Origin of the sequence: Candidatus Stoquefichus massiliensis AP9 (assembly GCF_000455285.1) — a bacterium.
Lineage (GTDB): Bacteria > Bacillota_I > Bacilli_A > Erysipelotrichales > Coprobacillaceae > Stoquefichus > Stoquefichus massiliensis.
Map to the genome: position 1 here is coordinate 407,023 of NZ_HG005284.1, position 21,551 is coordinate 428,573.

At 29.4% G+C, this 21,551-nt stretch carries 24 protein-coding genes; 13 read left to right on the forward strand and 11 right to left on the reverse strand.

Translation table 11 applies throughout. From position 1 onward, the window contains the following. Window positions 1–100: 100 nt before the first annotated feature. From BN350_RS20505 to BN350_RS02145, 4 genes are all read left to right on the forward strand, one after another. Window positions 101–520, forward strand: a complete 420-nt coding sequence (locus tag BN350_RS20505; protein WP_147573507.1) for a hypothetical protein — start codon at window positions 101–103, stop codon at window positions 518–520. A 108-nt stretch (window positions 521–628) separates the two neighbouring features. Next, window positions 629–1,351, forward strand: coding sequence for an SHOCT domain-containing protein (locus BN350_RS21205; RefSeq protein ID WP_028042118.1), 723 nt, complete (start codon window positions 629–631; stop codon window positions 1,349–1,351). 406 nt (window positions 1,352–1,757) lie between these two features. Next, the gene (locus BN350_RS02140; protein WP_028042119.1) at window positions 1,758–2,573 is read left to right on the forward strand and encodes an SHOCT domain-containing protein; all 816 of its coding nucleotides are present in this window, start codon (window positions 1,758–1,760) and stop codon (window positions 2,571–2,573) included. Window positions 2,574–2,765: 192 nt separating this feature from the next. Continuing rightward, window positions 2,766–3,584 carry an SHOCT domain-containing protein gene (locus BN350_RS02145; RefSeq protein ID WP_028042120.1) on the forward strand — a complete coding sequence of 273 codons (819 nt, stop codon included), beginning with the start codon at window positions 2,766–2,768 and terminating at the stop codon, window positions 3,582–3,584. A 30-nt stretch (window positions 3,585–3,614) separates the two neighbouring features. Here BN350_RS02145 and BN350_RS02150 read toward each other — a convergent pair whose 3' ends face one another. The 5 genes from BN350_RS02150 to BN350_RS02170 form a co-directional block, all read right to left on the reverse strand. Next, entirely contained in the window at window positions 3,615–4,016 is a 402-nt protein-coding gene (locus BN350_RS02150; RefSeq protein ID WP_028042121.1) for a hypothetical protein, read from the reverse strand. Then, window positions 3,998–4,324, reverse strand: coding sequence for a DUF5055 domain-containing protein (locus tag BN350_RS02155; protein WP_028042122.1), 327 nt, complete (start codon window positions 4,322–4,324; stop codon window positions 3,998–4,000). Before BN350_RS02155 ends, BN350_RS02150 begins: the two co-directional genes overlap by 19 nt. Before the next feature lie 19 nt (window positions 4,325–4,343). Continuing rightward, window positions 4,344–4,823: a hypothetical protein gene (locus BN350_RS02160; RefSeq protein WP_028042123.1), complete on the reverse strand. Its 480-nt coding sequence runs from the start codon at window positions 4,821–4,823 to the stop codon at window positions 4,344–4,346. 13 nt (window positions 4,824–4,836) lie between these two features. Next, window positions 4,837–5,205, reverse strand: coding sequence for a hypothetical protein (locus tag BN350_RS02165; RefSeq protein WP_028042124.1), 369 nt, complete (start codon window positions 5,203–5,205; stop codon window positions 4,837–4,839). 194 nt (window positions 5,206–5,399) lie between these two features. Next, window positions 5,400–5,900, reverse strand: a complete 501-nt coding sequence (locus BN350_RS02170) for a hypothetical protein (RefSeq protein WP_028042125.1) — start codon at window positions 5,898–5,900, stop codon at window positions 5,400–5,402. A 157-nt stretch (window positions 5,901–6,057) separates the two neighbouring features. Here BN350_RS02170 and BN350_RS02175 point away from each other — a divergent pair, with 157 nt between their 5' ends. Beyond that, window positions 6,058–6,426, forward strand: a complete 369-nt coding sequence (locus BN350_RS02175) for a helix-turn-helix transcriptional regulator (protein WP_028042126.1) — start codon at window positions 6,058–6,060, stop codon at window positions 6,424–6,426. A 1-nt stretch (window position 6,427) separates the two neighbouring features. Beyond that, entirely contained in the window at window positions 6,428–6,877 is a 450-nt protein-coding gene (locus BN350_RS02180; protein WP_028042127.1) for an ImmA/IrrE family metallo-endopeptidase, read from the forward strand. Between the two features lie 245 nt (window positions 6,878–7,122). On the opposite strand, the gene BN350_RS02185 is transcribed toward BN350_RS02180, so the two are convergent. After that, window positions 7,123–7,395, reverse strand: a complete 273-nt coding sequence (locus BN350_RS02185) for a hypothetical protein (protein WP_028042128.1) — start codon at window positions 7,393–7,395, stop codon at window positions 7,123–7,125. Between the two features lie 11 nt (window positions 7,396–7,406). Further along, a complete protein-coding gene (locus BN350_RS02190) occupies window positions 7,407–8,270 on the reverse strand; it encodes a DegV family protein (protein WP_028042129.1) in 864 nt (287 codons plus the stop codon). 111 nt (window positions 8,271–8,381) lie between these two features. Here BN350_RS02190 and BN350_RS02195 point away from each other — a divergent pair, with 111 nt between their 5' ends. The 6 genes from BN350_RS02195 to BN350_RS02225 all read left to right on the forward strand — a co-directional run bounded on the left by BN350_RS02195 (window position 8,382) and on the right by BN350_RS02225 (window position 13,978). After that, a complete protein-coding gene (locus tag BN350_RS02195) occupies window positions 8,382–8,978 on the forward strand; it encodes an IMPACT family protein (RefSeq protein WP_028042130.1) in 597 nt (198 codons plus the stop codon). A gap of 165 nt (window positions 8,979–9,143) precedes the next feature. Continuing rightward, window positions 9,144–9,707, forward strand: coding sequence for a manganese efflux pump MntP (locus BN350_RS02200; protein ID WP_028042131.1), 564 nt, complete (start codon window positions 9,144–9,146; stop codon window positions 9,705–9,707). A gap of 51 nt (window positions 9,708–9,758) precedes the next feature. Continuing rightward, window positions 9,759–10,211, forward strand: coding sequence for a dUTP diphosphatase (locus BN350_RS02205; protein ID WP_028042132.1), 453 nt, complete (start codon window positions 9,759–9,761; stop codon window positions 10,209–10,211). Window positions 10,212–10,308: 97 nt separating this feature from the next. Then, the gene (locus BN350_RS18280; RefSeq protein WP_044600038.1) at window positions 10,309–11,052 is read left to right on the forward strand and encodes a MurR/RpiR family transcriptional regulator; all 744 of its coding nucleotides are present in this window, start codon (window positions 10,309–10,311) and stop codon (window positions 11,050–11,052) included. Then, on the forward strand, window positions 11,049–11,807 hold the full coding sequence (locus tag BN350_RS02220) for a MurR/RpiR family transcriptional regulator (RefSeq protein WP_028042133.1): 759 nt from the start codon (window positions 11,049–11,051) through the stop codon (window positions 11,805–11,807). The genes BN350_RS18280 and BN350_RS02220 overlap by 4 nt, the downstream gene beginning before the upstream one ends. Before the next feature lie 119 nt (window positions 11,808–11,926). Beyond that, complete coding sequence (locus BN350_RS02225) at window positions 11,927–13,978, forward strand: MBL fold metallo-hydrolase (protein ID WP_028042134.1); 2,052 nt, start codon at window positions 11,927–11,929, stop codon at window positions 13,976–13,978. Between the two features lie 77 nt (window positions 13,979–14,055). Here BN350_RS02225 and BN350_RS02230 read toward each other — a convergent pair whose 3' ends face one another. The 4 genes from BN350_RS02230 to pulA form a co-directional block, all read right to left on the reverse strand. After that, on the reverse strand, window positions 14,056–14,925 hold the full coding sequence (locus tag BN350_RS02230; RefSeq protein ID WP_028042135.1) for a hypothetical protein: 870 nt from the start codon (window positions 14,923–14,925) through the stop codon (window positions 14,056–14,058). 149 nt (window positions 14,926–15,074) lie between these two features. Next, entirely contained in the window at window positions 15,075–18,500 is a 3,426-nt protein-coding gene (gene mfd, locus BN350_RS02235) for a transcription-repair coupling factor (RefSeq protein ID WP_028042136.1), read from the reverse strand. A 12-nt stretch (window positions 18,501–18,512) separates the two neighbouring features. Next, window positions 18,513–19,067 carry an aminoacyl-tRNA hydrolase gene (gene pth, locus BN350_RS02240; protein ID WP_028042137.1) on the reverse strand — a complete coding sequence of 185 codons (555 nt, stop codon included), beginning with the start codon at window positions 19,065–19,067 and terminating at the stop codon, window positions 18,513–18,515. Between the two features lie 9 nt (window positions 19,068–19,076). Continuing rightward, window positions 19,077–21,167, reverse strand: coding sequence for a type I pullulanase (gene pulA / locus BN350_RS02245; protein ID WP_028042138.1), 2,091 nt, complete (start codon window positions 21,165–21,167; stop codon window positions 19,077–19,079). Between the two features lie 179 nt (window positions 21,168–21,346). On the opposite strand from pulA, the gene BN350_RS21600 reads away from it, so the two are divergent. Continuing rightward, a complete protein-coding gene (locus tag BN350_RS21600; protein ID WP_261797077.1) occupies window positions 21,347–21,478 on the forward strand; it encodes a hypothetical protein in 132 nt (43 codons plus the stop codon). Window positions 21,479–21,551 lie beyond the last annotated feature (73 nt).

Consider the following 21,551-nt stretch of genomic DNA (forward strand, 5'->3'; position numbering starts at 1 on the left):
ATGAGGAAAGAATATAATGGAGTTATAGGCTACAAAGTACAATTAAAGGATAATGAAAAAATATTCATAAAATCTAAACATTAGATATAAAACTTTAGATTTGGCACTTCTTGAATGGATTGAACTTGGTAGTGTTAATTTACAAGATCGTGGTATATTAACAATTCAAACATATGAAAAATCTCCTTTTCAAATCGTTTTTAAAAGGAACCAATACAATGAAATAAAAGAACTATATGATATTCTACTCCCTTACACAAAACGAATAAAAATTAATGATGACGAGAGTAAAATGACTATTTTCAACAAAGGTAATCCATATCAAATCGTCAATAATAAAAGAACACTCAGGCATTTTCAACCACATACCTATTTATCTTTGTATGATATCAATAGTTATGAAATTATTATTGATAATCAAATTCATAATAAGGATACACTCACAAATATTTTAAAGTATTATTTATTTCTTCCAAAGATTGTGATAACTTTTCAAGATTACTTATATTTATATCCATAAAACCGCCTCCTTAGCATAAAAAGATTTACTTGAAACCTTTTTTTAATATAATTGAATATAGTTTAATGAGTAATTAATTTACAGTAATTATCTTAGAGAGGAGCTTATATGCAAACATTTGAACCAATGAGAAAAACAAAAATTACAATTGATATGGAAAATAAAGAAATTTATATTAAACAAAAATCCAAAGAATTGAAAACAAGTTTGTTAAATTTAGATTATATAGAAGCCGATTTTAGTGAGGCTGGAAGTAAATTATTTATAGATATCTTATCAAATGTTTTTAAAATTTATAGTGGTAATTGGAACGATAAACAAATTACTGAATTATTTAACATCATCTCTCCTTTTGTAAACCGTATTGAAATAGATGAAAAAAGAGAGATTTTAACAATCATTAATAAATTTCCTAACAAGACTAAACTCTTAATTCAAGAAATCAATTTTAATGAAATTGTTGACTGCTCTTTAATAGAAAACAAACAGATGTTACATTCAAGTGTAAATAAGGAATTTATTACCAGATTACAACTTCATATTAATCTAAAATCAAATATTCAACCTATTATTATTGACTACATCGTTACTAATGCATCTCTAATTACAAAAAAAATCTATACAACAAGTAAAAAATATTTATTTCTTTATGATATGTGTCAAAGAGATTTAGCATTAATTAAAAATATTTATAACAAAGTAAACTTACCCCACACTAATCAATTAACCGATCCCTTCTCCGAATTAAAAAAATATAAAGAACTGTTAAATATGGGAATCTTATCTCAGGAAGAATTTGATAAGAAAAAGAAAGAATTGTTAAATTTATAATGAAAATACCACTTTTTAAACTGGTTCAAAAGTCAAGGACAATTTATTAACAGTTTAACCATAATTAAACGAAGGTAATAAATCATATCATTTAGTGTGATTTATTCCTTCTTTTTTAGCGTTATTGATTATATTTTAGTAGCACTAAAAGAAGTGCAAGCACTTCAAAAAAATTTATGATGTAATTATAAATTAGTAGATGGCAGGTATGTCAAAAACATAATGGAGATAGTGGTGTTTTATATTGGTAATAACTATTCATAAAATAAATTCATCTAAACCTTTTTATTTTTTACTCTACAATTCTAACTTATCCAACTCACGATAGCCTATATATAAAAATATCAATCTTATTGTTATTTTCATTTTAATTCGCTATAATTTATATATAGAAAGGACTGATTTTATGGAAAAAGAATTTATTGGTGTTGGCGATAAAGTTATAGTTGATGGAGACAACTTATTCATCAAGTCTAATATTCTTAAAGAAAAATGTTATTTACCTCATATTGAATGGTTAAAATTGGATGAAGTCAATTTTCAAGGGCGTGGCATGCTACACATCTATACTGATGTTAAAAGTAAAGGTATGAATGTTGTCTTTAAGCGTAATCAATATGAAGATGCTAAAAATATGTATTTGTTTTTGCTCCCTTACATGTCTAGAATCATATTCAATCATGAAGAAAATAAAATAACAATTTATAATAAGGGTAATGATGATCCTTTAGAAAAACCAATTAATAAAGTCAATGTTTCAAATCCATATACCTATTTATCATTTGATGACATTAACAGTTATGAAGTTATCTGTGATAAGCAAGTCATTAACAATGATATGCTTAAGAATACTGCCTCTGGCAAGTATGTAGCTGATGGTGTTGGTGCTTTAGTTGGTGCATTATCCTCTTTAAACTCTGGTGAATATATTACTAATCTACAGATTAAGCTAAATGTGAATAATTTTGATAATCCTTGTGTCTATGTTAATTATATTACTCGTAAAATCAAGTCTGATAGTCAGATGGCTAAAGACTTAATTAAGATGTGTGATGAAGATTTAGCAAAGCTTGAAATCATTCTCAAAAAAGATGAACCTGTAGAAAAGAAAGTCACAAATGACCCAATAGAAGAAGTCAAGAAATTAAAAGAACTTCTAGATATGGGAATCTTGTCACAGGAAGAATTTGATAAAAAAAAGAAAGAATTATTAAATCTATAATGAAAGCACCACAGATAGTGGTGTTTTATATTGGTAATGACTATTCATAAAATAAATTCATCTAAACCTTTTTATTTTTTACCCTACAATTCTAACTTATCCAACTCACGATAGCCTATATATAAAAATATCAATCTTATTGTTATTTTCATTTTAATTCGCTATAATTTATATATAGAAAGGACTGATTTTATGGAAAAAGAATTTATTGGTGTAAGTGGATTCAAGGCCCAACTAAAAGATAATGAGGAATTATTTGTAAAATCAAGTATTACAAAAGAAAATTTACATTTAGCACATCTCGAATGGCTTGACCTTGGAAATATAAATTTTCAAGGACGTGGTATATTTAGAATTGTCACTGATGAAGAAGTACCTTTTCAAATCATTTTCAAAAGAAATCAATATGATTCAATGAAAGAATTATATAGCATTTTACTACCTTACACTAAAAGAATAAGTATTGATAAAGATACTAAAAAGATAACTATTTTTAACAAAGGCAATTTAGATAAAACTGTGAGACCTATGAATAAAATTAATGTTTCTCCACCATATACTTATCTATCATTTGATGACATTAACAGTTATGAAGTTATCTGTGATAAACAAGTCATTAACAATGATATGCTTAAGAATACTGCTTCTGGTAAGTATGTAGCTGATGGTGTTGGTGCTTTAGTTGGTGCATTATCTTCTTTAAACTCTGGTGAATATATTACTAATCTACAGATTAAGTTAAATGTGAATAATTTTGATAATCCTTGTGTCTATGTTAATTACATTACTCGTAAAATTAAGTCTGATAGTCAGATGGCTAAGGATTTAATTAAGATGTGTGATGAAGATTTAGCAAAGCTTGAAATCATACTCAAAAAAGATGAACCTGTAGAAAGTAAAGTCTCTAATGATCCAATAGAAGAAGTCAAGAAATTAAAAGAACTTCTAGATATGGGAATCTTGTCACAGGAAGAATTTGATAAGAAAAAGAAAGAATTATTAAACCTATAATGAAAACACCACAATTTGTGGTGTTTTACATTATTGATAACTATTGACAAGAGAGTTCATCCAAACCTTTGCTTTGGCTTGTTCTTCTTGCATTGTTAATTTTTGTTCTTGCTCCTTTTGCTTGCTAGTCATAGGATATGGCTTTGATGGATATGACGATGCCCGTTGCCCAGATTTACGACAAAATACATTATACAATGATGTAGAAATAGCATCATAAATATATAATCCTTGTAACCACATATGATTATTATGTCGATCTTCTTTAATTTCATAGGATTGTCTGTAGAACTTTGCCAGTTCTACATCTTGGAGATAGAACTCATCATAAGTCATTCCTATGGATAAATAAAAGGGAAGAACTTCTTTAAATATTTCTGTATATGTTTTGTTGGAAAGAGAATCCTCAGTGTCTAAAAACTCGCCTTCCAACTTATTGCGTTTTTTGAGGTGTCCTCTTCAAATAATGTATTTAATGTATCTGTTGCCATTTCTGATAACTTGTTATACATATCATTCTTATTTGTAAATAAATGGAAGATTTCTTCAACTTCCGCTTTTTTAATGCGTTTATGATGTGCATAGAATGCATATTCGAAAAGTTTTGGTAAGATTGTTACAGGTTTTTTATTCATATCTGCTAAGACAATACCATCTGCTTCCATCTTTTCTAATGTTTTTCTTGTATACTCTAATGTATAGTTAACATCATTGTATGTAAATTGAATTGTTTTAGACATTGATTCATCCTCCTATCAATTATTCAGCTGCCGCTGTAGATTTTGCTTCCCATGCTGGAGCATTTGTTGGTGTAATATATAAGTTTGTTTCAAGAACAGCATTCACTGCCATAGCAGGTAATCCCATTGCACTTGGTTGTCCTGTAAAATAAACTGATTTATCTAAACCAGGATGTTTGATTTCAAACCATACATCTTTACCAGCTTCTTTAGCTGCTTTATAAGCTTCTACTAATGTGTTCCAAGCTGCTTCTAAATCAGTTGTAAAGTTAGCTAAGAAAGCTAATGCTCCACCTAAATCTTTTAATCCTTCTACATAAGTCTTAAATTCTGTTTGACTTAAATCAGTTGTTTCTAATGTTTCTGGAGATGGATTCATCTCTGGAACACTTTTGATATTAGGGATTTGAATATACCCTGCTGTTGGTCTTACTCCGGCAGTTGCTTCCACTGCATAATTCACTGTTACTCCTGCTGTACTCATAGCAATATTTGACATAATCTTTTCCTCCTTATAGTGCAGTTTGATACTGCATCAATCTTTTTAATTCTGTTTCTTTGTCTTGTGTATCTAATCCACAATATGTTCTGATATATCCTAACTGTCTCATAGCATGATCAATATCAATCATAATCGATTTGATTTCATCCATTCCTGTTTGTGATTGAATTTCAATTTCGTATTCTTCTACATCAACTGTTCCTAAATCATTCAATGTCCGACTATCTTTGAGGACATAATTATTTGTTTGAACAAGTGATATAACAGGATAACTTGAATGATAGAATCTTAACTTTTGATTTGTTGTTTGAATTGTTTCATGCTTTTGTTTTAATACATCACCTACAAGTGTATAAACCTGTTGTTCATGATCTGTCATTGATTAGACACCTCCTTTTATTCAATTGTTTTTACATCTTTCTCTTTATGAGATGAATATCATAACCGTAGTTATCTGTTTGATGTAAGTTTTAGAATCTGCTTGGCCAATAGGATTCTCATCAAGAAGAAGTTTTTCTTTGCCCCTTTCTTGACACTACCATCTTAACACTCTTATAAGGGGAATAACTAGGTTCAAGATAGGTCCATCTGCTGAATCATTTGTAAGTACTTTCTATTCATATCATCAAGGCTAGGTATTTGATGATAGTCGATATATTGAGAGAGTTGTAAACATATTTCTGGTAATTCTCGTTTATAAGTACTTGTACTGATGTAATACTTGTCATTAAGGACATCTAACATTTCTTCATAACTCAAGGCTTCCATATAAACTTCTATAATGCATCTTTGACGTGTTGGTAAAAGAAATGTCATTAACATAAACTGATTAAGTTCTTGATCAAATAATTGAATCCTTTTCAGTAATAACTCTCTTCTTTGTGTATAATCATTAAATCTAACAATTTGTGATACTGATGTTCCTTTGGTTTCATCAAAACGTGGAGAGTGTGGTGAAGGATCTTCATTATATTCTTCCAATAAATGAAATCTTTCTCTTTTTAATGAACGTATTGCTTTAAGATATTCCTTAACTTCTTTAATAATGGTTTGTTGTTGCGCTGTATATTTCATACTCTCATCCTTTCTCTAAGTTATGGTAAATATTTCCGTTTCTATCTCAATATTACTCTACGTTTTGTAGATATTCAAGCGTATTTCTAAGATTCTTAGAGTTTTGATTGATTTTTTAAATTGAAAGGTATAAAATCGGTCTTAGAGAGGTGAGTCTATGTCAACACTAAGTTTAAACATTAAAAAATATCGAGAAATGAAACATTTGACACAAGATGAATTGGGTGACTTATTAGAGGTTAGCGGAAAAACAATCTCTTCATGGGAAAAAGCGAGAAGTGAACCAAAAATGGATATGATTGAAAAAATGTCAAAGATATTGAATTGTACACAATCACAACTTATTGGTGAAAAAGAAACTGATTTCTTTACTTCTCCTGAAGAAGCATTACAGTTTATATTAAAACAAGAAATGTTTGCTAAATTTGGTGGTTATGATTTAGAAATCATGAGTGATGAAGAAATTATTGATATGGCAAATGATATTGCTCAATTTATTAAAATGATTGCAAAGAGGCGTAAATAAAATGAATGCAGCCTATTATGTTAATTGGGTTACAAATCAGTATCATACAAATAATGTAAGAGAACTTATTGACTATTGTAATATTTCTATTCAATACTGTGATACACTTAATAAAGAATGTGATTCTAGCTTATTTGTTTTAAATAAACAGGCTTATATTACTTTAAAAACTGATTTGAATCCTTTATATGAAAATTTCTTACTTGCTCATGAGTTAGGACACTATATCATTCATTATGATGATCATATGTCATTTTCGTTTCTTATGAAAACCCGTAAGAATGCACTAGAAAGAGAAGCCAATGAGTTTGCCTGTCGTCTTTTACTTAAAGATATTAATATAAAAGAAGTTGAAAATATTGAATTTATTGTACAAGAAAAAGGTATACCACTTCAAATATGGTATACTGTTCATGAATTTATTTTTCCTTTACAAAATAACTCCTATTGATATATTATAATTTTTTATAGCATTCATTAATCTCGTTTACTAACACCTGCTTTATAAATAATAACTCACTTTGATTATAAGAATAATTGTCACTTAGACAGTATGCAATGATAATAAGTAAGGTTTGATTGATGATGATATTAAATCTTTATTTGGTTTCTATTTGCTATAAAACAAGAATGTTGAATTTATTATAGAAAAAGGTATACCATTTTCAATAGGGTATACCTTTAATCATTGATTTATTATTCATCTATTTCTTTTTTGAGTTCATCTATTTCTGCATCATAATCATAAATACGTCTACGCATTTCAGAAACTTCTTCATCAATAGAATTCTGATCTTCTAATAAATGAAAATAATATTTTCCTAAATCACGATAAACATCATCTCTATCAGATTCTAAATTCTTAATCTTTAATTTAATCTTTGCAGTCCCTGCAAGTTCCTGAGTCTTATCAATTGCTTCTTCAGTAAACTTTGCAGCTTTCTTTGTTAAATCATCAAATAAAGCCATAATTTCATCTCCTATCCTTGATATTTTTTAATATACTGAACACCAATACCACCAACACCCATATGAGCACCAACGACTGATGGTAATTCTCTTAATTCTATTTCTACTTCACCAATTTTATCTAATACCATTTGTTTGACTTCTAATGCAGAATCAACACACAAAACATGTTCAATAGTAATCTTATAATCTTTCGCATTAACGCCTAACTCAATCATTCGATTGACTAATGTGGCACGTGCTTTAGATAATGTTCTGACCTTAGCCAATGAATCTATTTTACCACCTAATTCATAATTTAATTCCATAACAGGAACTATTTTTAACATTCCTGCAAGCATTGCAACTGCTGGTGTAATACGACCACCTTTTTTTAAATGTTCTAAATTTGGTGCCATAATAATTGTTCCTGAATCTTCTACCAATGATTCCATTATCTTTTGTATCTCTTGTACACTCTTCCCAGATTGAACAAGTTTTGCAGCTGTAAATGTTAAATACTTATGATTTCCTGCCGTTCCCTTTGTATCAATTAATGTAATAGGAATATCTACCATATCAGCAGCAACCTTCATTCCATTTAAAGTTGAAGATAATCCTGTAGCAATTGGTAACCCTATGACCTCATCATAACCTGCATCTTTGATTCTCTGCAGAATATTAACCATCTCTCCTGTTGGTGGCTGAGAAGTCATGACCATAATATTCTCTTTTTCCATCGTTCTAAAAACTTCAATACTTGTAATATCTTTTTGATCAAGATAAGTTTTTTCTTTCATTGTAATACATAATGGTACAATAAAAATCCCTTGATTTTCATACTTACCTAGTTCAATCTGACATCCACTATCTGATAAAATAGCTATCTTATTCACTATGACCCCTCTTTTCTTCACTCTTAAGTTATGCTCATATTATAAATCATTCAGGACATTTTGACAATAAAATGAAATCATATATAATAAAGAAAAGAAAGGAATGATATTATGCTTTCTATTAAAGAATATACAACTCATACACTTATCATTAAAAAATCTGAATTTATTTGTCATTTAATTCCATGTAGTGATTATCTTCTGGCTAATGAATTGATTCAAAAATATAGCGACTTACAAGCCAATCATAATTGTGTTGCATATATCATTGATGGTCATGAACGCGCATATGATGATGGAGAACCATCAGGAACAGCTGGAATGCCTATGCTTAATGTCCTTAAAATGCAGGGATTAAATCATATCATTGCTGTGGTGACAAGACATTTTGGTGGCATTAAACTTGGTGCTGGAGGCTTAACACGTGCCTATACACAAAGTGTATCGGAAGCTTTAAAAGAAGCACAGATTGTTGAAACCGAACCAGTTGATCTTTATTGCATCACAATTGACTATACTTATACAAGAAAATTTGAACATTTATTAAAACAACACAACATAAAATGCATTTCTCAAGAATATAATGAACAAGTCTCATATCATTGTTATTTGAGAGATGATACGTTTTTACAACAGATTCAAGAACTCACAAATAACCAATTCCAATATGAAAAAATAGGTTGTGATTACATAGAAAAAGTTGTTTGACATTATTTGTCATTATTGTTATAATTTGCCCATGATAAGGGAGTAGTTAGCACATAATGTGTAATCATGTCAACATATCGATATAACTATCTGGCACGATTTTAAATGATGAGACTTGTCTGTGGATACCACAGCCATGTCTTTTTTTATGGAGGAGGAAGCATTATGGAATTTATTGAAATTGTTATTATAGGTGTTGGTCTAGCAATGGATGCATTTGCAGTCAGTGTCTGCAAAGGTTTATCTACAAGAAAGTTAGAATGGAAACATGCTTTTATTTGTGGTGGATATTTTGGATTTTTTCAAGGAATGATGCCTCTTATTGGTTATTTTTTAGGTATTCAGTTTAAAAGTAAAATTGAAAGCATTGATCATTGGATTGCATTTATCTTATTAGGTTTAATAGGTCTCAATATGATTAAAGAGGCTTTTGGTGATGAAGAATGTTGTGATCCTGACTTTTCTTTTAAAGCTATGCTTCCTCTAGCCGTGGCCACTTCTATTGATGCTTTAGCTATTGGTGTGACTTTTGCTTTTTTAAATGTTAATATTTTCTATGCAGTGACTATTATAGCCATAACGACTTTCATTATATCTATGGCTGGTGTGAAAATTGGACATGTCTTTGGTTCTCGTTATAAATCCAAAGCAGAAATTGCTGGTGGCATTATTCTTATTTTAATGGGATTAAAGATTTTATTAGAACATTTAAATATTTTTATACTATAATTCAAACTCTATTCATATTCAAGGTGAATAATAGAACTTGAGGTGATAAACATGAATGATGTTTCTAAATTATATCAAGTCTATATTAATAGAGAATTACAAACAGCAAAAAATGAAGTATTAAATATTGAAAGATTGAATCAAAAAATATTATCTTTTTTACATGATTTAAGTGAAGTTTCTCAGGATTCAAGATGTTATTTATTTTGGGAAAAAGATGAACCCATTAATCATCAGCAATTATTAGAACATTATCTTGAAGGTTTAACAATGCTGATGTCAATAGGTTATGAATTAAGAATTGATACAATCAAGAATCATACAGAAATTCCTGATAAATTAGACATATACCAATTATTCTTTAAAATATATCATTCTATTCTTAAAGTACAAAGTCATTATTCTAGTGAAGAATATCAAAATACAATTGATGATTATTTTACTTTAGGTTTTAAACTCAATATTGATATTAATGAAATTATTAATAATTATCAAAATGATTAGTCCTCTTGTGAGGATTTTTTCATTTTATGCAAAAGATGGGAAAATCATGGGAAAAGTTGTATGATATAAATAGAAAATTATATAAGGAAGTGATGATATGTATATTATAGATAAACTGCAAAAGTTATACGATGTTGAAGGAAAATACCAATTAGATGGAGAATTAGCATGTTATTTTCTAAGTCATCTTAAAGATATGAAAAACATGACTCTACAAAAATGTATTCATGAAACAGGCATTTCTAAAGCATCTATCCATAGATTCTACAGCAAAGCAGGTTTTATGAATTTTAAAGATATGACTTCCGAAATATTAAAAGAATATGCACTTCTTCCTATTTCACAAGAGTTTTCTTGTTATTCATCTTATGATCATACATTGTTTAATGATGAACAATTGATTCACTTTTCTCAATGCTTACTAAAAAGTCAAAATGTCTATTTCTATGGTTATCATCAAGATATAGAATCATTAACTTCAACAAAAAATGTATTAAGAAAAAAAGGAATTGTTGTAAGAGAATTATTAAGTTGGAATCGCCATGAATTATTAGAAAGTTTATATCATTTACAAGCCAATGATGTTTTCATTATTATTGATGTCTTTAAGAAACTACAAATGTTTCATGAAGCTTCTATTAATCAATCCGATACATTGAAATTAAACGATCTTCAACAACTCCCATGTCATCAATATTATATTGGAGAATCCTCACAAAAAGAATATCATAACATTCAAGTCATTCAAATTAATAATCAAGAAAATGATTCAAGATTACTTGTGACATCATTATTGGATATGAAATTAAGTTATTATCTTCTACAAGGAGAATCACTATGAATACAGTACTATCTCTTATTATTATGATAAGTCAAAACACAATTAGAAAAGATAACTTTAATTCTATTGCATGCTATATCATTGAACATTTATATGAGATTGAAACAATGAATATTAAATACTTAGCTGAAAATTGTTTTGTTTCAACAACATCTATTCTTAAGTTTTGTCAACTTATTGGTTTTGACAGTTACACTGATTTCAAGAAAAACTTATTTACAAGTATTGATACACGAAAGGAACAACTCATTGCTAAATGTGAAAATTTAAATGAACAAGAATTGCTTCATAAGATTTCATTATTTGCTAAAGAACCATTTGATATAAAACAATTACAAGAACAAGTTCATCAATTGATTCAATTCATCAAAAATCAAAAGAGAATACATTTTTATGGTGCTGTTTTTCCTTTAGGATTATTAGAATCCTTTAGTGAAGATATGACAATTATGGGTGTACCTATTTATGTTCATCAAACACCATATAATCAAATTGAATTAAAAGCGAATAAAGGTATCCATGTTATTGTGACATTAACGGGTAGATTTATTGAACTCAATCAGGACGGTTATCTAAAACTATGTCACAGTCATGAACATATTGTCCTGATATCTCAAATGATAGATTTAAAAAATGCAGAATTGAATATTCATATGCCTTATACGATCAGTTCAGATTATGATGATATTATATACATACTCATATTAGATTTAATCAAGTATCTTTATTATCAAAGAGTAGGTCTCAAAATATGAGACCTTTTCTACTATAAAAAATATGTCTCATATTTCATTATCTTCTTTTCTTTTATAAAATATGAAAGCACTTTCTTTAATGATAAAATAAAAATAGAAAAGAAAGAGAGGAAAAAAGGATGAAAAAAAATCGTTTTACAAAAGTATTGGCAAAGACACTTCTTGCTTCTGCTTTAGCAGTCACGTTTATGCCAATGAATCAGGTTCATGCTGAAGAACTCAGTATCAAAGCCAATTATGAAGAGGCTATCAACAGTATTGAAATTCCTAGATATGAAGCTGATGGTAGTTATAAACAACAAAAAGTATCAAAATACTTAAAGGCACATCTTGATACGAAAGATTTAACTGCAATTAAGGATGATGTAGAGAAAACATTAACTGTAGACCTACAAATTAAAGATGTCTATCTAGCTTCTGATTATTTAAACGGGGTCTCACTAGCAGGAAGAAGTTATTACAACATGCTTAACTATTACACTAGTATTTTACAAATTGATCAACTATTAAAACAAAACCAAGGATATACTGTTATAGATAAAAATGGTGACAACATTGATGCTGATTATATTAGTCAATTATTAGATTTATTAAATCAAATTAATGCAATGGATCCTAAGACCAATCTTGTATATGATGTGAACTCTGCATATGACACACAAGCCTTCCAAAATAATCCAGCAATTGGTGGAACTGATGTCATTGCAACAAGTAATGATAATCCAAATGTTAAAATTAAATTCCATATTGATTCGCATGGTTATTGGGGTTATGATTTAGGTGCTCATGATTCTATTACTGGTACAGTTATGGGATATGATGATAAGACTGCATTCGATAAACAAAGGGAATTAACAACAAAATATGCTAACTTCTTTACTATCAAAATGCCTAATGTAACAACAGCAAAATGCTATATGCTTAATGCTACTGATCTTGAAAATCCAATGATTTATGTAAGCAATGATGGGAAAGAAGCATTAATGATTGATGTTGATATGTATGGAGAAAACGTCATTAACAAAATCATTAAAGAAGTCATTGGTCCAAATTGTGAATCATTAAAGATTTTCTGTACCCATATGCATCCTGATCATGTGAATAATCTTGCTAAAATCTATGAAGATCAAAAATTAAGATCTATAACTACAGTTATTTGGCCAAAAAATGAACCACATACAGTACTAAATGGTAAAGATCTGACAACATTATTTGGTGAAGTTCAATATGTTGAAGATATGGAAAAATTCTCTGCTGCTGGAACTCAATTCCAATTTATTGAAATTCCTGATGAACATACAAAAGGTGGAGGTCAATTAGCAGATTTAAATAATAAAATTAATTATGTTGGTGATACTCTTGGTGCTCAAGTCCATTTAGGCGGAACAAATGTGACTTTATCATCAATTGATTATTGGATTTCTGGTGCACAAAAAACTGAAAAATATACAAAAGATAATGGAATTAAATATTTTATAGGTGGTCATACGCCATATTTAAACAATCCTGCTTTTGCAACATGGGTAAAAACTGCATGTGAATATGCTAAAGAACAATATCTTGCTGATGCATCTTGGAAAGGTGGATTAGTGATTGTTGAAAAAGGCAAGGTTGTAAGTGGTGAACGTTTAGGTGAAATTTTTGCAAAAGGTTTAAGTGATCGTGAAGAATTAGATATTGCTTCTATTAATTTTAGAAATGATCTTGCTCCTAATGAATACAAAATAACTGAAGGAAGTTCTCAAGAAATCAAACAAGGAGAAGAAATAACATTTAAAACAGATGTTGATTTCAGTAAATTCCAAAAAGTTCTTATAGATGGAAAAGAAGTAGATGTTAAAAACTATACTGCTCAATCTGGAAGTACAATGATTACACTTCACAAAGACTATACAGATACATTAAAAACCGGTCAACACACAATAACTCTTATTTTTACTGATGGAGAAGCAACTGCAGAATTCAATATCTTGGAAAACAAAGAAGTAGTAGTACCACCAGAAACACCTACGCAACCTGAGTCAACTTCCCCTGTACAACCCAAACCATCTCAACCTGTCGTCACTGATGACAATTCACAAGTCGTACTTTATACATTAACTGGAACAATGGCAATGTTAGCTATTGCAGCTTATGTATATAAGAAATATTATTCTCATAATAAATCTTAATATATAACAAAACGATTGAGTTCTCATCAAAGAATTCAATCGTTTTTTACTTGATAACGACTAACCCAATAAAAACATTAAACAACAAATCGCTTCATTAATTCATTATATGTATGACAATCATCAATCAATCCATCTATTTTATACAGTTCTTCTTCATTAAAATTTATTAACCAGTCACTTGCATCTCTATGATATTTTCTCTCAATTCTTCTTTGTACCATATTTCGTATTCCTTCAATTTTGCTTTCCTCCATTTCCATCTGTCTAAAAACCTCTTCTTCTCTTTCCTTAAGAAGTCGTTTCATCATTGTGACATCTGACCCAAAGATTTCATAATTTGCTTTCATATAACTTACCATTCCTTCCTTTTCTTCATAGTCAATACCTTCTAGCGTATTGTTTGCCATTAAATAAATCACTGCTTCAAATTCACTCAGTTTTCTTTCCTTAGCTATTCTATCGATGTTTTTAAGATTCACAATATGCATATGTACAATGCAGTTGCTGATAAGGTCTCCATGTTCATATCTCAGTGATGCATAATCAATCATCTTATCCTTATACTCACGATTAATAAACAATATCAGATGAAACTCTTTAATCTTTTGATAATCCTTTTGCTTATCCATCATCTGCAGAACAATATTCTTACATAGATAATACTGAAATCTCTTGCTTTGATAGATATTAAGGGTACTGTTCTGCATCTCCATATCCAGAAAATAATCATCATGTATAATAAAGGTATCCATAATGATTTTCTTATCACTAGATGTAAGAACGACCGGTTCCCCATTGCCTATTCTTATACCATCAGTATTGAGATGTGTAATGTTTTCTATCAGAAACCTTCTAAAGTCCAAGCTTGCTTCACCTACCTTTCCACAGTAAAACTTAAAGAACAAATCATCTTTATAGTCCAGTTTTGTTTTTTCTTTTCCCATAAAATTTATCCTCCTACTTCTTATATACGCATTTTTTTCGGATTTTTCTTTTTTTATGGAAACTTTTTACAATTTTATTATATAATTGCCTATAGCAATTGTCAAATATTAAAAACTCCAAACAATTTGACTTGTTTGAAGCCTTTATATTATTGCATTTTCTTTAATTCATTAAGTAGTTCTATGGCAAGAGGTAACCAATGACCTTGTGTTGGAATAAGAATAACGATTTCATTTTTCATATACTTGAGCTGTGGTTTATCAAATAAGCGATTGACTAATTCAAATAAAACATCTCCTTGAATATGTTCAGTAAATTCTTGTGTTAGCATGATTTGCACAACATTACCAATTTCTTTCACTGAATCAATAAATGGTTCAGTACACATAATTTCATATTTACGTTTTAAGACAATATTGCTTACTTCTCTAGGTAATGTCCCATATAAATCTTTTAATTCTTTTTCCAATGAAACCATTTGTGATAAATGCTGAGCTTTATAAATACGTTGATAAAGATTAAGTTTCTCTATATCACTCTCAACATAGTTTTCAGGAATATATCCTTCTACACTAATATTTTGAACAGGTACTTCTTTCTCATTATTGATTTCACCTGTTTTTTCATCAATTGTATCCTGTAATATTTTCATATACATGTCAAATCCAACACTATCAATAAATCCAGCTTGTTCTCCACCTAAAATATCTCCTGAACCACGAATAGATAAATCTCGCATTGCAATTTTATATCCACTTCCAAGTTGTGCAAATTCTTTAATTGCTTTTAAACGTTTAGAAGCCTCTTCATTCATTTGTTTATGCTTTGCATATAATAAATAAGCATAAGCCATTCTTTCACTTCTTCCAACACGCCCTTTAATCTGATAAAGTTGAGCTAATCCAAATTTATCTGCATCTTCAATAATAATTGTATTCGCATTAGGAATATCAATCCCTGTCTCAATAATTGTTGTACATACCAACACATCATACTCTTTATCAGTAAATGCCTGCATAACATCTTCTAACTGATCTTTTGTCATTTTTCCATGACCAATACCTACTCTAGCAGAAGGAATCATTCTGGCAATATGATTTGCGACACTTTCAATATTTGATGTTTTATTATAAAGATAAAAGACTTGCCCTTTTCTTCCTAATTCTCTTTCAATAACTTGCTTGATTAATTGTTCGCTTTTTTCCATTACATAGGTTTGAACTGGTAAACGATTTAATGGGGGTGTTTCAATTTGTGATAAACCTCTAATTCCCATTAATGACATTTGTAAAGTTCTAGGAATTGGCGTTGCTGTTAATGTTAAAACATCAATTGTCTCTCTTATTTCTTTGATTTTTTCTTTTTGTTTAACACCAAAGCGTTGTTCCTCATCAATACACAACAATCCTAAATCTTTAAATTCAACATCTTTAGATAAGATACGATGTGTTCCTACTAATAAATCAATTTTCCCATCTTTTAAATCAGCAAGAATCTGTTTTCTTTGTTTAACAGTTGTAAAACGATTTAACAAAGCAATACTCACTGGGAAATTTTCAAAACGTTTGATCATCGTATGATAATGCTGTGATGAAAGAATAGTGGTTGGACATAAGAAAGCAACTTGTTTATTTGCCAGAATTGCTTTGAAACATGCTCTTAAAGCAACTTCGGTTTTTCCAAAACCAACATCCCCACATAATAGTCTATCCATTGGTCTTGGTAATTCCATATCAGCTTTAATCTCTTTTACGGCACTCTCTTGATCAGGTGTTAAATCATAACCAAAACATTCTTCAAATTGAATTTGCAGTGCATCATCTTGAGGATATGCAAAACCTGGCTGTTTCATTCTTGCTGCATATAAAGCGATAAGCTTGTCAGCTAAATCATCTACCTTATTTTTAACTCTCTGCTTTGTCTTTTGCCATTCTGTACTATTCAAAGCATGAATTTTAGGGGCTTTACCATCTCTTGATGCATATTTTCTTACAAGTTTAAAATTCTCTACAGGTATATATAAAGTATCATTACCTTTATATGCAATATATAAATAATCTTTTTTCGTTCCTTTGATTTCTAAAGTTTTAATCCCCATATATTGTCCAATACCATGCGTATCATGAACAACGTAATCACCAATATTTAATTCTGTATAATCATTAATAACTTTTGCATCTTTATACTTAATATAACCTTTTTTCTTTTGAGAATTGACTTTAAATAATTCAGTCTCTGTCAATAAAATAACATGCTCATCATAAAAATCAATCCCTGTTTTTAAATTACCTAAATAAATATTTACACCATTATAAATATGTTCGTCATTTCCTACCATTGTATAAGAAATAGAATTTTCTTCAAGTAATTCAACCATCATTTGAATTTGATGACTATTATCTAAACACATTAATATTTTATTTTGAATGAGATAATCTTTTAATTGCTGAATCAATTGTTTTTCATTCATTAATGACAATTGAATTTCTCTTGTTACAAAAGATATTTGAGAATCTTTTGTTCTAAACTCATAAAATTCAATTTGTTTTCTTTTATAAAGTGAATCAAGTTGCTGATAGAGAGATAAACCTCTTACCATTTTTCCAGTTTCTTGTAATTCATGCGTATAATAATAAGTTTCTTCTTCATAATGATGGAATGACTGTTGTAATCTTTCATAATCTGATGATATAAATAAAGCTTGAGAAAAATAAGAAAGAAGTGTTGTTGAAGTCGTAAAGAGTCCCATATATTGATAAAGTCGAGCAGAATATCCATATCCTTTTAAAGATTCAATATCTATAGAGATTTCTTCATCTAAATTATCTTTATATTCATCACATGGTGTATTCTCTTGTAATTCTTCTATTTTTTCAATAACATCCTTCAATTCTTCTTCTGGATATAAAAGATCCGTAGCTGGTAAAATTGTAACTTCTTCTACCTTTTCTAAAGATCTTTGTGTATCCTTATCAAAAAAACGGATACTTTCTATCTCATCATCAAAGAATTCAATACGAATAGGATTATCGTATTGAATAGAATAAACATCTATAACACCCCCACGTTTTGAATAATAGAAAGGTTCATCTACACGCTGAATCATCTGATATCCACTCTGTATTAATTTTTCTCTTAATAATGATGGTTCAATAGTCATTGATATGTGCAATGAAATAGTGTGTTTTAAAAACAGTGATTTTTCTGGAATATATCGAACATAACTATGTACATGACCTATCACAACAATCGGTTCATTCTGACAAAGTGATGCTAAAGTACTAATACGTTCTCCCATAATTTCTTGAGAAGAAGCAAGGGCTTCTACTCTTAATGATTCATCACATGGGAAAAAACTAACTTTGTTTTTTAATATGGGATAGAGTTCCTGATAAAGGAGCTGTGCCTGATATAAATTTTCTTTAACAACCAGCATTGGCTTAGGCGAACTGAAAAAAGCACTAGCAATGAGGATAGCCTCATCACTAGCGTGAGATACAATAATCTCGCCTTTTTCTTTCATCAAAGCAAGATAAGCTGGATTATTTTTTAATATTTCAATAATCTTCTTCATCTTTCTCTCCCTTTAATTAAATCTATTCATTGCAGTTACAAAATCTTTTTCTAAAAAGACTTCTACAGCCTTGACTGCATTTTCAATACCTTCGTCAATCAATGGCTGTTCATCCTTATGAAAACGCCCCAAAACATAATCAATGACTTTTATACGAGGATGCTTATCAATCCCCACACGAATACGTTTAAAACTCTGTGTACCAACATGAGCAATTATGCTTTTCACTCCATTATGCCCACCAGCACTACCACTTTCTCTTAAACGCAACTTACCAACTGGCATATCCATATCGTCATAAATAACCAATAAATCACTGACATTAATCTTAAAATAATTCATCATCTGAATCACAGATTCACCTGAATTGTTCATATATGTCATTGGCTTCAACAAAATAACATCTTCTCCCTGATATTTGAATTTAACATATTCACCATTAAATTTCTTCATATCAATAGAAACATTCATAACATCAGAGATACGATCCATAACCATAAAACCAACATTATGTCTTGTCTTTTCATATTCCCTTCCAGGATTTCCCAAACCAACAATCAATTTCATACAAAACTCCTATCTTGCTAACACAACAAAACATATTCCATCAATATGCAACTTACCATTTAGAATATTACCTTTTTCACTATGACATAAAACACTAAATCCTTCTTCAACATCAACATCAATAGAATCAGAAGAAGCATTAAAATAAACAATATAATCTTGATGTTCTCCATCTTCCTGATGTAATGAGTATTTTATCATACGATGGTCAATGTTTTCTGTTTTTACATTTTCTCGTATCATATCATAATTATCATACCTAAAACAAGGATTATTTTTTCTTAAATGAATTAAAAACTGAACAAATTGAATTGTATCAATTTCACAATCTTTTCGATTCCAATCTAATGCATTGACCTGGTCACCAGCATTATACGTATTATGCTGACCACCCTTCGTTCTAAAGAATTCTTGTCCACTATGAATAAATGGAATTCCTTGAGAAAGAATAACAGCTGCTAATAATAAACGTAATCTCTTTTTCTTTGTTTCTTCATCTTCATCATAATTAGAAATCAATAATTTATCATAACAAGTTGCATTATCATGGCACTCAACATAATTAATAGATTGAGAAATATTCTCAAACATATCTAAATTACAAATTGCTTTCATTGCATCATTTGTTTTATAAGTATCACCAGAAAAATATCCTTTTGTTTCCATTTGATTTGTTCCCCTTAATGTATCTCTAAAGAAATCATTAAAGAAACCAATATGTGGAACCTGACGATTATTCTGAATCGTTGTTCTTTTATTTTCTGGTAAGGCTGTCATCATATTCCATCCTTCACCATAAACCATAAAAGATGAATCCAAAGCTTTACCCTGGGCATCAACTAACTTCATTGTTTCAATATCAATAATTCCCATTAAATCAAAACGATAACCATCAATACCATAAAGAAGCTGCCATCTCTTACACATATCTAAAATATATTTACGACACATTTTAGCAGTTGTGTTCAAATCATTTCCACACCATGAGCCATTGGATAAACTACCATCATTATTTCTTCTAAAGAAATAATGAGGTACTGTTTTTTCTAAAGCATTCATATTAACATCATGCATATGATTATAAACGACATCTAAAACCACTCTCAATCCTCTTGAATGGAGAGCCTCAATCATTTGTTGTGCTTCCTGTATACGTTTATATCCATTATCAGAATCACTTACATAACTTCCTTCTGTTACATTATATGCAGCAGGATCATAACCCCAATTATATAACTCGAATGGATTCTTTTCATCAACAGTCGCAAAATCATTAATTGGCATTAACTGAACATGCGTAATACCTAAACACGATAAATAATCTAATCCTGTTGGATTGCCACTATCAGTCGATGTATGAGGTTCAGTAAAAGCTAAGAATTTTCCTTTATTCTTCATACCACTTGTAGAAGACATTGAAAAATCTCTTACACTCGTTTCATAAATAATGGCATCTGTTTTATGTTCTAATGGCTGTAAAGGATATTTCTTTAATGGCACTTTATTAAGATCAACAACAATATTTGTACGTCCATTCGATGAAGATGCATAAGCATATGGATCCATAGAAATATCATAATTACCTGCATGCTTAACTAAATAAAAATAATGTGCACATTCTAAATCACCTTTGACTTCAACACTATAGACACCTTTTAAGCCTCTTTCCATTGGATAAAGATAATCCTTACCATCTTTAACAACCTTTAATATAACACCTGTAGATAAAGGCGCCCAAACCTTAAATATTGTTTTTTCCTTAGTATAAGTACTTCCTAAATCATTTCCATCATAAAAATAAAGTTCATCAAATTCCTTACACATTGATAACTTAGAAAAATCTAAAAAACAAGTTAAGCCATAAGCATCAACAATTTTATAAACCTTTCCCATATTAAAGGTAACATGAAAAGCATACTCTTGAAAATCAGAATTTTGACTTTCAAGTGCATCTCCACTTAATAATACCAATTCATCAGTTTCTAAATTCTTTAAATAAAATTTACTGCTTATACCATTATAATAGTTTTTAGAAAGATATACTCTAATTTCATTAAAATTAACAGCATACGCTTTCATTCTCACTGCAGTCTGTTCCATATTCTCTTCCTCTCTCAAATGAAAAAAGTGAGATAAAGCCAACGCTTTTCTCTTCCATACCTAGTATAACATACTCAAAGTTAAAAAACTATCAAAGAATGTCTTTTTCTTATAATCATCTTCATTGTGAATCATTATTCATAGGCATATAATGCAAGTGATAAATGAAGGTGAAAGTTATGAAGAAACTTTTTATTATTAGTGGTGCAAATGGTCACTTAGAAAAGAATATTATTCGTATTCTTCTTAAACAGGATGTCTTGATTCGTCGTTTTATACTTTCATTAGATCAGGTACAAACCCGTCTTTAGAAGTTAGCACCATGAATGTTTAGAACCTTTTATATATTATGATTTTAAAAAGTCTTGATTATATAAGACTTTT

What these genes read in the sequence shown, in the direction of transcription:
- BN350_RS21205 (WP_028042118.1), top strand. Translation starts at nt 629, where the DNA reads ATGCAAACATTTGAACCAATGAGAAAAACAAAAATTACAATTGATATG.
- BN350_RS02140 (WP_028042119.1), top strand. Translation starts at nt 1,758, where the DNA reads ATGGAAAAAGAATTTATTGGTGTTGGCGATAAAGTTATAGTTGATGGA.
- BN350_RS02145 (WP_028042120.1), top strand. Translation starts at nt 2,766, where the DNA reads ATGGAAAAAGAATTTATTGGTGTAAGTGGATTCAAGGCCCAACTAAAA.
- BN350_RS02155 (WP_028042122.1), bottom strand. Translation starts at nt 4,324, where the DNA reads ATGTCTAAAACAATTCAATTTACATACAATGATGTTAACTATACATTA.
- BN350_RS02160 (WP_028042123.1), bottom strand. Translation starts at nt 4,823, where the DNA reads ATGTCAAATATTGCTATGAGTACAGCAGGAGTAACAGTGAATTATGCA.
- BN350_RS02165 (WP_028042124.1), bottom strand. Translation starts at nt 5,205, where the DNA reads ATGACAGATCATGAACAACAGGTTTATACACTTGTAGGTGATGTATTA.
- BN350_RS02170 (WP_028042125.1), bottom strand. Translation starts at nt 5,900, where the DNA reads ATGAAATATACAGCGCAACAACAAACCATTATTAAAGAAGTTAAGGAA.
- BN350_RS02175 (WP_028042126.1), top strand. Translation starts at nt 6,058, where the DNA reads ATGTCAACACTAAGTTTAAACATTAAAAAATATCGAGAAATGAAACAT.
- BN350_RS02180 (WP_028042127.1), top strand. Translation starts at nt 6,428, where the DNA reads ATGAATGCAGCCTATTATGTTAATTGGGTTACAAATCAGTATCATACA.
- BN350_RS02185 (WP_028042128.1), bottom strand. Translation starts at nt 7,395, where the DNA reads ATGGCTTTATTTGATGATTTAACAAAGAAAGCTGCAAAGTTTACTGAA.
- BN350_RS02195 (WP_028042130.1), top strand. Translation starts at nt 8,382, where the DNA reads ATGCTTTCTATTAAAGAATATACAACTCATACACTTATCATTAAAAAA.
- BN350_RS02200 (WP_028042131.1), top strand. Translation starts at nt 9,144, where the DNA reads ATGGAATTTATTGAAATTGTTATTATAGGTGTTGGTCTAGCAATGGAT.
- BN350_RS02205 (WP_028042132.1), top strand. Translation starts at nt 9,759, where the DNA reads ATGAATGATGTTTCTAAATTATATCAAGTCTATATTAATAGAGAATTA.
- BN350_RS18280 (WP_044600038.1), top strand. Translation starts at nt 10,309, where the DNA reads ATGTATATTATAGATAAACTGCAAAAGTTATACGATGTTGAAGGAAAA.
- BN350_RS02220 (WP_028042133.1), top strand. Translation starts at nt 11,049, where the DNA reads ATGAATACAGTACTATCTCTTATTATTATGATAAGTCAAAACACAATT.
- BN350_RS02225 (WP_028042134.1), top strand. Translation starts at nt 11,927, where the DNA reads ATGAAAAAAAATCGTTTTACAAAAGTATTGGCAAAGACACTTCTTGCT.
- BN350_RS02230 (WP_028042135.1), bottom strand. Translation starts at nt 14,925, where the DNA reads ATGGGAAAAGAAAAAACAAAACTGGACTATAAAGATGATTTGTTCTTT.
- mfd (WP_028042136.1), bottom strand. Translation starts at nt 18,500, where the DNA reads ATGAAGAAGATTATTGAAATATTAAAAAATAATCCAGCTTATCTTGCT.
- pth (WP_028042137.1), bottom strand. Translation starts at nt 19,067, where the DNA reads ATGAAATTGATTGTTGGTTTGGGAAATCCTGGAAGGGAATATGAAAAG.
- pulA (WP_028042138.1), bottom strand. Translation starts at nt 21,167, where the DNA reads ATGGAACAGACTGCAGTGAGAATGAAAGCGTATGCTGTTAATTTTAAT.
- BN350_RS21600 (WP_261797077.1), top strand. Translation starts at nt 21,347, where the DNA reads ATGAAGAAACTTTTTATTATTAGTGGTGCAAATGGTCACTTAGAAAAG.